This is a genomic window from Bacillus cereus group sp. N12 (assembly GCF_016483575.1).
Classification (GTDB): Bacteria; Bacillota; Bacilli; order Bacillales; family Bacillaceae_G; genus Bacillus_A; species Bacillus_A toyonensis.
Genome location: NZ_JAEHBO010000061.1, coordinates 23,483 through 33,201, shown reverse-complemented (window position 1 = coordinate 33,201; position 9,719 = coordinate 23,483). Strand labels below are relative to the sequence as shown.

Here is a 9,719-nt window from a genome sequence, read left to right as displayed (position 1 = left end):
GTAGTACAAGAAGAGCATCCTGATGTTGATATTTATGTAGCAGCATTAGATGAAAAGTTAAATGACCACGGTTATGTAGTGCCAGGTCTTGGTGATGCTGGTGACCGTTTATTCGGAACGAAGTAAGACAACTGACGAGAGGGGATTCCCTACTCGTCTTTTTTTGTCCCGGGTATGCAGGTAGGGGAGGGGGATAAATATGCAACGTGTATACAACATAAGTTGCATACACAACACATATAATATAGAAGTCTTACGTCTAAGGAGCACTATATTATGGAAGGAAAGCGTTATATCTTAAAAATATAATAGTGACAAACTTGTGAACATTTCCTTCTATTATAAAGAGAAAACTGTTAGAAATTGCATATCTCTAACCAGTATTTAGAAGGGGAACGTTTTCATTTTTGGGAGGAAATGCCTAATACTCAAATTTTTTGATTTTTTACGATTTCTCGTTGACACTGTTAATACCCTATTGTATGCTAACAACGGGGATAGATGGTAGGGCTTTCAGTGACAAAAATACATCTATTCCGTGACGAAAATGTAAACTTTTTATTTTGTATAGGATTTATGCAAAAAAATGAGTTATTATTAACACATCGTGAATGAGGGTTACATATTGGAGGGATGAATCCTTGCAAAAAAACGACCGCAGCCATATAAAAGCTTATGCTTTAATGTCAGGAATTCTTGCTCAATTAGTCGGTTCTATTCTTATTGGAATCTTTGGTGGGCAGTGGATTGATAATAAGGTTGGAACGTTTCCATTGTTTCTTATTATAGGTTTATTACTAGGATTAGGAACAGGGGTATACGCAATGATTCGACTCATTCGACATTACTATTCGGGAGAGCAATGATGATAGACGTACATGGACTTGTCCAAAGACAAAAGAAATATATGTACTACTTGCTTGCGCTTCTAGTGCTAGGATGGGGATTCACCTCTTACAAGGATGTATTTCTTGGGCTGATTATCGGAACGATTTTCAGTTTTCTTAGTTTGCGCATCATTGCACGTAGAACAGACAAGCTGTTAGATCGCGTAACGAATGGAGAAAACGTGAAGTTTAAGGCAACAGCGGTAAGTACATATTCGAGATTCGCGACGATTGGGTTATTAATTTTATTTGCAGCCAAATATCAAGAGTTAATTGCGATGTGGGGCTTAGGTGTAGGATTGCTGACAGGATATCTTGTCATGATCATAGATTTTCTTTATTTAGAGTATAAGAGCAGGGAAGAGAGGTGAATTACTAGTGGAACACGGTAAATTAGTTGAATTTCTAGGTTTAACGTTCGATTTGTCATCAGTTATGATGGTTACTGTAGCAGCAGTTATTGTTTTCTTAATCGCAGTTATAGGAACTCGCAGCTTAGCTCTTCGCCCAACAGGAATGCAAAATTTCATGGAATGGGTGTTTGACTTCGTGAAAGGGATTATCAATAGTACGATGGACTGGAAAACAGGTGGACGTTTCTTAACGCTTGGCGTTACGCTTATCATGTTTATCATCGTATCGAACTTCCTTGGTTTACCATTCATGTATTCAACAGTTGAGGCTGGCGAACATATTGCATGGTGGAGATCACCAACGTCTGATCCAGCAGTTACATTAACATTAGCCGTGATGGTAGTTACCCTCACCCATTATTATGGAATTAAGATGAAGGGTACGAAAGAATACGTTAAAGGTTATTTCCAACCTATGAAATTCTTATTCCCATTAAAGGTTATTGAGGAGTTTGCTAACACATTAACGTTAGGTCTTCGTTTGTTCGGTAACATTTATGCAGGTGAAATCCTGTTAGGATTACTTGCTAAGTTAGGCGGAGCATCAGTTCTTGGAGCATTAGGTGCGCTTGTACCGATGTTAGCATGGATGGGATTCAGTGTATTCGTTGGATCAATCCAGTCATTTATTTTCGTTATGTTAACGATGGTTTATATGGCTCATAAAGTAAGCCATGACCATTAATATAATTTAAGTAAGAAAAAATTTATTTTTTTATAATACAAAGGAGGACAAATTAAATGAGTTTAGGTGTAATCGCAGCTGCAATTGCAATTGGTTTATCAGCATTAGGTGCAGGTATTGGTAACGGTCTTATCGTATCACGTACAATCGAAGGTGTTGCTCGTCAACCAGAATTAAAAGGCGCACTTCAAACAATTATGTTCATCGGGGTTGCTTTAGTTGAGGCACTTCCAATCATCGGTGTAGTTATTGCTTTCATCGTAATGAACAAATAAGGGAGACTCCCCTTACATAGATGGCGAAGAGTGTTTTTTGAACTTTCTTCGCCATTGCTTTATGAACGAAACGTATGTCTTTTTTTTTCATATGATCAATTTAGATATTTTGAAGGGAGTGAATCCTTGTGCCAACTTTATTATTAGGGGCTGCCATTCCATTTGGAACGATTGCTTATACATTGTTCATTTTCTTACTTCTATTAGTAATGCTACGCAAATTTGCGTGGGGTCCTTTAATGGGAATTATGAAAGAACGTGAAGAGCATGTTACTAGTGAAATCGACGCTGCAGAAAGAAGTAACGCTGAAGCGAAGAAATTAGTAGAAGAACAACGTGAAATGTTAAAACAATCGCGTGTTGAAGCACAAGAGTTAATCGAAAGAGCGAAAAAACAAGCTGTAGATCAAAAAGATGTGATTGTTGCTGCTGCGAAAGAAGAAGCAGAATCAATTAAAGCATCTGCTGTACAAGAAATTCAACGCGAAAAAGAGCAAGCGATTGCTGCTTTACAAGAACAAGTCGCTTCTTTATCTGTTCAAATTGCTTCTAAAGTAATTGAAAAAGAGTTAAAAGAAGAAGATCAAGTGAAGTTAATTCGCGATTATATTAAAGAAGTAGGAGAAGCGCGATGAGCAATGGGATTGTAGCAAAACGTTATGCTGTCGCTCTTTTTAAAATTGCAAAAGAAAAACACGTATTAGAAATGTTTGAAGAGGAATTACGCCTTGTACAAAACGTTTATGTAAAGAACGGAGAACTACATAGCTTTTTAACGCAACCGAACATTTCAAAAGAGCAGAAGAAAACGTTTCTTGCAAACGTATTCGGATCTGTTTCTGAATCTATTTTAAATACGTTATATATTTTAATTGATAACAAGCGCATTGAAATCTTACCTGAAATTGCAGATGAATATGTTGTTCTTGCTAATGAAGAACGTAACGTAGCGGATGCAACTGTGTATTCTACTCGTCTTCTATCTGAAGAAGAGAAGCTTAACGTTGCAGAAGCATTTGCAAAGAGAACGGGAAAAGATGCAATTCGCGTGAAAAATGTTGTAGATGAAGATTTACTAGGCGGCATTAAAGTACGTATTGGAAATCGCATTTATGATGGAAGTTTACAAGGAAAATTAGCACGTATTCAACGTGAATTAATGAAGAATAGATAGGGGTGAAGCACATGAGCATCAGAGCTGAAGAAATTAGCGCACTGATAAAGCAACAAATCGAGAACTATCAGTCTGAAATCGAAGTTAGTGATGTTGGTACAGTTATCCAAGTTGGTGACGGTATCGCGCGTGCTCATGGTCTTGATAACGTTATGGCTGGTGAACTTGTAGAGTTCTCTAACGGCGTTATGGGGCTAGCACAAAACTTAGAAGAAAACAATGTAGGTATCATTATTTTAGGACCTTACACAGAAATCCGTGAAGGTGACGAAGTTCGTCGTACTGGTCGCATCATGCAAGTACCAGTAGGGAAAGAACTAATCGGTCGTGTTGTAAACCCATTAGGTCAACCAGTTGATGGTTTAGGCCCAATCAATACAACAAACACTCGTCCAATCGAAAGTCCAGCACCAGGTGTAATGGATCGTAAATCTGTTCATGAGCCACTTCAAACAGGTATTAAAGCGATTGATGCTCTTGTACCAATTGGCCGTGGTCAACGTGAGTTAATCATCGGTGACCGTCAAACAGGTAAAACAGCAGTTGCACTTGATACAATCATTAATCAAAAAGATGAAGATATGATTTGTATCTATGTAGCTATCGGACAAAAAGAATCAACTGTACGTAACGTAGTAGAAACACTACGTAAGCACGGTGCATTAGATTACACAATCGTTGTAACTGCATCAGCTTCTCAACCAGCTCCATTATTATACTTAGCTCCTTACGCTGGTGTAACAATGGGTGAAGAGTTCATGTACAATGGTAAACACGTATTAGTAGTATATGATGACTTATCAAAACAAGCAGCGGCTTACCGTGAGCTTTCATTACTATTACGTCGTCCTCCAGGTCGTGAAGCATATCCAGGGGATGTATTCTACTTACATTCTCGCTTATTAGAGCGTGCAGCAAAATTAAGTGATGCAAGAGGCGGCGGTTCTTTAACTGCACTACCTTTCATCGAAACACAAGCAGGGGACGTATCAGCTTACATCCCAACAAACGTAATCTCGATTACGGATGGACAAATCTTCTTACAATCTGACCTATTCTTCTCTGGCGTACGTCCAGCGATCGATGCGGGTACTTCTGTATCACGTGTAGGTGGATCTGCTCAGATTAAAGCAATGAGTAAAGTATCAGGTACACTTCGTCTTGACCTTGCATCTTACCGTGAGTTAGAAGCGTTCGCTCAGTTCGGTTCTGACCTTGATAAAGCAACACAAGCGAAACTAAACCGTGGTGCTCGTACAGTTGAGGTATTAAAACAAGGATTACACAAACCGTTACGTGTAGAGAAACAAGTTATCATTCTTTACGCTTTAACACGTGGATTCCTAGATGATATCCCAGTAGTCGATATCACTCGTTTCGAAGAAGAATTCCATGCTTGGTTAGATTCAAATGCAGCTGACTTATTAAGCGAAATCCGCACAACTAAGAAACTTGCGGATGACGACAAATTTGCAGCAGCAATTAACGGATTTAAAAAAGTATTCGTAGCTTCTGAGTAATTAATAAAAGCGGAAGCGGCTCGATTTGAATGTGAAGTGAAGCCACCGAGCATTCAAGCCGCTGGAGCTAGATAGTATATATAAAAGGCATCTCAGGTTCTGAGATTGCTGACGGTTATGTAGAGGAAAAGAGTAGGTGCACCTATTCTTTTCCTTCAATCATGAGCAAGAATATCTTGCAACGTAGATTAGGAAGAGGATTCTTACTAATCGTGCCAACTTCCGGAAAAAAGGTGGTGAAAACCTGTGGCATCTTTACGCGATATAAAAGCGAAGATTACCTCGACAAAGAAAACGAGTCAAATTACGAAAGCGATGGAGATGGTATCTGCATCTAAGTTAAACCGTGCAGAGCAAAATGCTAAATCCTTCGTTCCGTATATGGAAAAGATTCAAGAAGTAGTAGCGAGCATTGCGCAAGGAAGTAAAGGAATTAATCATCCAATGCTAAATGCGCGTCCTGTAAAGCGTACAGGATACATCGTTATTACATCTGATCGCGGACTAGCAGGTGGTTATAACAGTAACGTATTACGTACAGTTAGTAACGTGATTCGTGAACGTCATAATATGGATTCAAACCAATATTCAATTATTGTGCTTGGCCGACTAGGACGTGATTATTTAAAACGTCGCGGATTTAACATCATTGATGAAGTAGTTGGATTATCTGACCACCCATCATTTACTGATATTAAAGATCTTGCTTCTCGAGCAATTGCGATGTTCGCAGATGGTGCTTATGATGAGCTGTATATTTACTACAACCATTACGTAAGTAAAATTTCACAAGAAGTAACGGAAAATAAAATTTTACCGCTTACTGATGTGGCGTCTGACAAACCGACGACAGCTTATGAATTCGAACCTTCTGAAGAAGAAATTTTAAAAGTATTATTGCCACAATACGCAGAAAGCTTAGTGTACGGTGCATTACTAGACGGTAAAGCAAGTGAGCACGCGGCGCGTATGACAGCAATGAAGAGTGCTACAGACAACGCAATGGAAGTTATCGATTCACTTACACTTTCATTCAACCGTGCACGTCAAGCAGCGATTACGCAAGAAATTACGGAAATCGTTGGTGGAGCAGCAGCGTTAGAATAGTAATAAAAAGTGGAAGCGGCTCTGTCAAAAGAGTCGCATAAGCTATAAACTAATAAAAAATTAAAAGCCGACTTCTCTTAGAAAGCTGGCTAATTAAAAGAAAGCTAGGAGGGAACCCGATGAATAAAGGGCGCGTTACGCAAATCATGGGTCCGGTTGTAGACGTTAAGTTTGATGGCGGAAAGCTACCAGAAATCTACAACGCCCTTACGGTAAAACAAAGCAACGAAAACGGAGCAAACATTAACTTAACATTTGAAGTTGCACTTCATTTAGGTGATGACACAGTTCGTACAGTTGCAATGTCTTCCACAGATGGACTTGTTCGTGGCACAGAAGTAGAAGATACTGGTAAAGCAATCTCTGTACCAGTTGGTGATGCAACACTTGGTCGTGTATTTAACGTATTAGGTGATGCAATTGACTTAGATGGTGATGTTCCTGCGGATGTACGTCGTGATCCAATTCACCGTCAAGCACCTGCATTCGAAGAGTTATCTACTAAAGTAGAAATTCTTGAAACTGGTATTAAAGTAGTAGACTTACTTGCTCCTTACATTAAGGGTGGTAAGATCGGTCTATTCGGTGGTGCCGGCGTAGGTAAAACAGTATTAATTCAGGAATTAATTAACAACATCGCACAAGAGCACGGTGGTATCTCTGTATTCGCTGGTGTAGGTGAGCGTACTCGTGAGGGTAATGACTTATACCACGAAATGAGCGATTCTGGCGTAATCAAGAAAACTGCGATGGTATTTGGACAAATGAACGAGCCACCTGGAGCACGTCAACGTGTTGCATTAACAGGTTTAACAATGGCTGAGCATTTCCGTGATGAGCAAGGACAAGACGTACTATTGTTCATCGATAACATCTTCCGTTTCACGCAAGCGGGTTCTGAAGTATCTGCCCTTCTTGGTCGTATGCCATCTGCGGTAGGTTACCAACCAACACTTGCAACAGAAATGGGTCAATTACAAGAGCGTATTACATCTACAAATAAAGGGTCTATCACGTCTATCCAAGCGGTATATGTACCAGCCGATGACTATACTGACCCAGCACCAGCTACAACGTTCGCTCACTTAGATGCAACAACAAACTTAGAGCGTCGTTTAACGCAAATGGGTATTTACCCAGCCGTAGATCCATTAGCATCTACATCTCGTGCACTTTCTCCAGAAATCGTAGGAGAAGAGCATTATGAAGTAGCTCGTCAAGTACAGCAAACTTTACAACGTTATAAAGAGCTTCAAGACATCATCGCTATCTTAGGTATGGATGAGTTATCTGAAGAAGATAAGTTAGTTGTACATCGTGCTCGTCGTATTCAATTCTTCTTATCTCAAAACTTCCACGTAGCTGAGCAGTTTACAGGTCAAAAAGGTTCTTATGTACCTGTAAAAAATACAGTTAGTGGTTTCAAAGAAATTCTAGAAGGAAAATATGATGACCTTCCAGAAGATGCATTCCGCCTTGTTGGTGGCATTGAAGAAGTTATTGAAAACGCGAAGAAAATGATGGCGTAAGGCCTTAGGAGGGACGAAGTATGAAGACATTTCCAGTCAGTATTGTAACTCCTGATGGACCGGTTTACGAAAAAGAAGTAGAGATGGTAAGTGTAAAAGCAGAGAGTGGGGAAATGGGGATCTTACCAGGTCACATTCCAACTGTTGCACCATTAAAAATTAGTGCAGTTCGTCTGAAAAATGGTGGACACACTGATTATGTAGCAGTTAGCGGTGGCTTTATCGAAGTTCGTCCAGATAAAGTAACTGTATTATCATCATCTGCTGAAGAAGCAAACCATATCGATATCCATCGTGCAAATGAAGCGAAGCGTCGCGCTGAGCAACGTATGCAAGACAAACAAGCACATGTTGACTTTAAACGTGCAGAAATGGCATTACAACGTGCTGTGAACCGTTTAAACGTTTCCGATATGAAATAAAAAAATCCGTAAAGGTAAAGCCTTTACGGATTTTTTTATTGTATTTTATGGATAATTTTACAAAAATGGTATAATTGCATTGATGGTTGTATAAGTAGAGAATGTACAACAATTTATATTTCATAAAGGGGATGAATCAATGATCGGTGAAATGAAACGAGAAGCGTTGAACTCTTTAAAGGGGAATTGGGGACTAGGTGTTGGATCAACGATTTTATATTTTATTTTAAGTTATGTTGTTTCAATGGCTGCAATGCTTATACTTTTAATTCCAGGACTTATTCTATTTTTTTTAATTGTTAGCTTCGCTGGTTCAATTGAAAGGGAAACAATATCAATTGGAGCAGCTATTACATTTGGGGTATTTTATTGTATCATGATAATTTTGAGTAACGCATCGTATGGTATTACATCATACGGTTATACGAATGTATGTCTACAGATTAGTAAACGAGAAGGTGCTAAAGTAGATCACTTATTCGAAGGATTTCGTGGTTTTTAAAAGAATGATGAAAACAATGTGGGCAATGCTTGCGATTTTGTTATATACAGGTACATGGATTCCGATGTTGTTAATAGGCTTATTTGCATTGTTAGGTGAAGAAGGGAATACGTCATTTGCAATTGCTTTCTTCGTACTATTAGCTATTTCAATCGTTGGCATGATTGTGATGTATTTTTCTTATGCAATGACGTACTATGTAATGATTGAAAATCCAGAATATAGTGTGTCACAAGCAATGAAAGAAAGTAAGAGTCTTATGAAGGGACATAAGTTAGATTTGTTTCTTTTATGGCTTAGTTTTATAGGATGGAGTATTTTAGCAATTTTGACATTTGGAATAGGTTTTCTTTGGCTTAGTCCGTATATGGGTACAACGACATCTCATTTTTATCGCTATATTTCAAAAGATGAATTGCGGTAAGAACATGCTATACTAATAGAATTGTTACGTATAGGAGGCTAATTATGATTAGTGATTTAAAAGGAGAAGCGTTAGACTCTCTAGAAGGAAAATGGGGCTTAGCTGTTGGGGCAACATTATTAATTTCAATTCTTATCACGATGTTTAGTTTTAGTGTTAAGTGGGGATTTTCTTCAACTTTCGGTTGGCAAGATACAACTGGTTCATTTTCGATAGATATTCTTACACTTTTTGTTACCGGACCGTTAACTTTAGGGGGGTATTATCTGGCTTTAAATATCATTCGTGAAAAACAAGCTAGTATCGGCAATGTATTTGTTTGGTTTACAGAGGGGAAAAGATTTTTAAAATCATTTTTAGTATATTTACTAGTGAATCTTTATCTTCTTTTATGGACTTTACTTTTCATTATTCCAGGCATTATTAAATCATTTTCTTATGCAATGACATATTTTATTTTAAATGACCATCCCGAGTACTCATTGAATCAAGCTATTACGGAGAGTCGTCGTATGATGGATGGGCATAAAATGGAGTATTTCATTTTATGTTTAAGTTTTATTGGTTGGTTTATATTAAGTTGTATTACATTAGGGATTGGATTCCTCTGGTTAATTCCATATTTCTATACGACAGCTGCAGCTTTTTACGAAGAGGTTGCAGAAGAATATTACGAGAAAAAACCCCCAACAATATAAAGTGAAACTGTTGTCATTGGGGCTTTATTCATCCCAAAATGATAACGAACTTTCACTCTCGCAAATAGCAGGATAAAAACACC

13 protein-coding genes and 1 pseudogene are annotated in these 9,719 nt (G+C 38.4%); all 14 read left to right on the top strand.

Features of this window, described 5'->3' with window-relative positions; genetic code table 11:
* On the top strand, window positions 1-126 hold a 126-nt coding region (locus tag JDS92_RS22280; protein ID WP_274606224.1), incomplete at its 5' end, for a uracil phosphoribosyltransferase.
* A gap of 375 nt (window positions 127-501) precedes the next feature.
* Window positions 502-615: a DUF4024 domain-containing protein gene (locus JDS92_RS22275; RefSeq protein ID WP_000232961.1), complete on the top strand. Its 114-nt coding sequence runs from the start codon at window positions 502-504 to the stop codon at window positions 613-615.
* A 26-nt stretch (window positions 616-641) separates the two neighbouring features.
* On the top strand, window positions 642-866 hold the full coding sequence (locus JDS92_RS22270; protein ID WP_001171219.1) for an AtpZ/AtpI family protein: 225 nt from the start codon (window positions 642-644) through the stop codon (window positions 864-866).
* Window positions 866-1,258, top strand: a complete 393-nt coding sequence (locus JDS92_RS22265) for an ATP synthase subunit I (protein WP_000567600.1) — start codon at window positions 866-868, stop codon at window positions 1,256-1,258. Before JDS92_RS22270 ends, JDS92_RS22265 begins: the two co-directional genes overlap by 1 nt.
* A gap of 7 nt (window positions 1,259-1,265) precedes the next feature.
* The gene (atpB, locus tag JDS92_RS22260; protein ID WP_000399876.1) at window positions 1,266-1,985 is read left to right on the top strand and encodes a F0F1 ATP synthase subunit A; all 720 of its coding nucleotides are present in this window, start codon (window positions 1,266-1,268) and stop codon (window positions 1,983-1,985) included.
* Window positions 1,986-2,041: 56 nt separating this feature from the next.
* Entirely contained in the window at window positions 2,042-2,260 is a 219-nt protein-coding gene (atpE, locus tag JDS92_RS22255; protein WP_000052064.1) for a F0F1 ATP synthase subunit C, read from the top strand.
* A 128-nt stretch (window positions 2,261-2,388) separates the two neighbouring features.
* The gene (gene atpF / locus JDS92_RS22250) at window positions 2,389-2,895 is read left to right on the top strand and encodes a F0F1 ATP synthase subunit B (RefSeq protein WP_001142619.1); all 507 of its coding nucleotides are present in this window, start codon (window positions 2,389-2,391) and stop codon (window positions 2,893-2,895) included.
* Window positions 2,892-3,434, top strand: a complete 543-nt coding sequence (gene atpH / locus JDS92_RS22245) for a F0F1 ATP synthase subunit delta (protein ID WP_000064687.1) — start codon at window positions 2,892-2,894, stop codon at window positions 3,432-3,434. The genes atpF and atpH overlap by 4 nt, the downstream gene beginning before the upstream one ends.
* Before the next feature lie 11 nt (window positions 3,435-3,445).
* Window positions 3,446-4,954 (top strand): F0F1 ATP synthase subunit alpha, encoded by a 1,509-nt coding sequence (gene atpA, locus JDS92_RS22240; protein WP_000027515.1) that lies wholly within the window; start codon window positions 3,446-3,448, stop codon window positions 4,952-4,954.
* Between the two features lie 246 nt (window positions 4,955-5,200).
* The gene (atpG, locus tag JDS92_RS22235) at window positions 5,201-6,061 is read left to right on the top strand and encodes a F0F1 ATP synthase subunit gamma (protein WP_000157703.1); all 861 of its coding nucleotides are present in this window, start codon (window positions 5,201-5,203) and stop codon (window positions 6,059-6,061) included.
* Between the two features lie 119 nt (window positions 6,062-6,180).
* Complete coding sequence (gene atpD, locus JDS92_RS22230; RefSeq protein ID WP_001032587.1) at window positions 6,181-7,590, top strand: F0F1 ATP synthase subunit beta; 1,410 nt, start codon at window positions 6,181-6,183, stop codon at window positions 7,588-7,590.
* A 20-nt stretch (window positions 7,591-7,610) separates the two neighbouring features.
* A complete protein-coding gene (gene atpC, locus JDS92_RS22225) occupies window positions 7,611-8,012 on the top strand; it encodes a F0F1 ATP synthase subunit epsilon (protein ID WP_000847214.1) in 402 nt (133 codons plus the stop codon).
* A gap of 139 nt (window positions 8,013-8,151) precedes the next feature.
* A pseudogene (locus tag JDS92_RS22220) lies at window positions 8,152-8,938 on the top strand (DUF975 family protein).
* Between the two features lie 44 nt (window positions 8,939-8,982).
* Complete coding sequence (locus JDS92_RS22215; RefSeq protein ID WP_097958208.1) at window positions 8,983-9,636, top strand: DUF975 family protein; 654 nt, start codon at window positions 8,983-8,985, stop codon at window positions 9,634-9,636.
* Window positions 9,637-9,719: the final 83 nt, after the last annotated feature.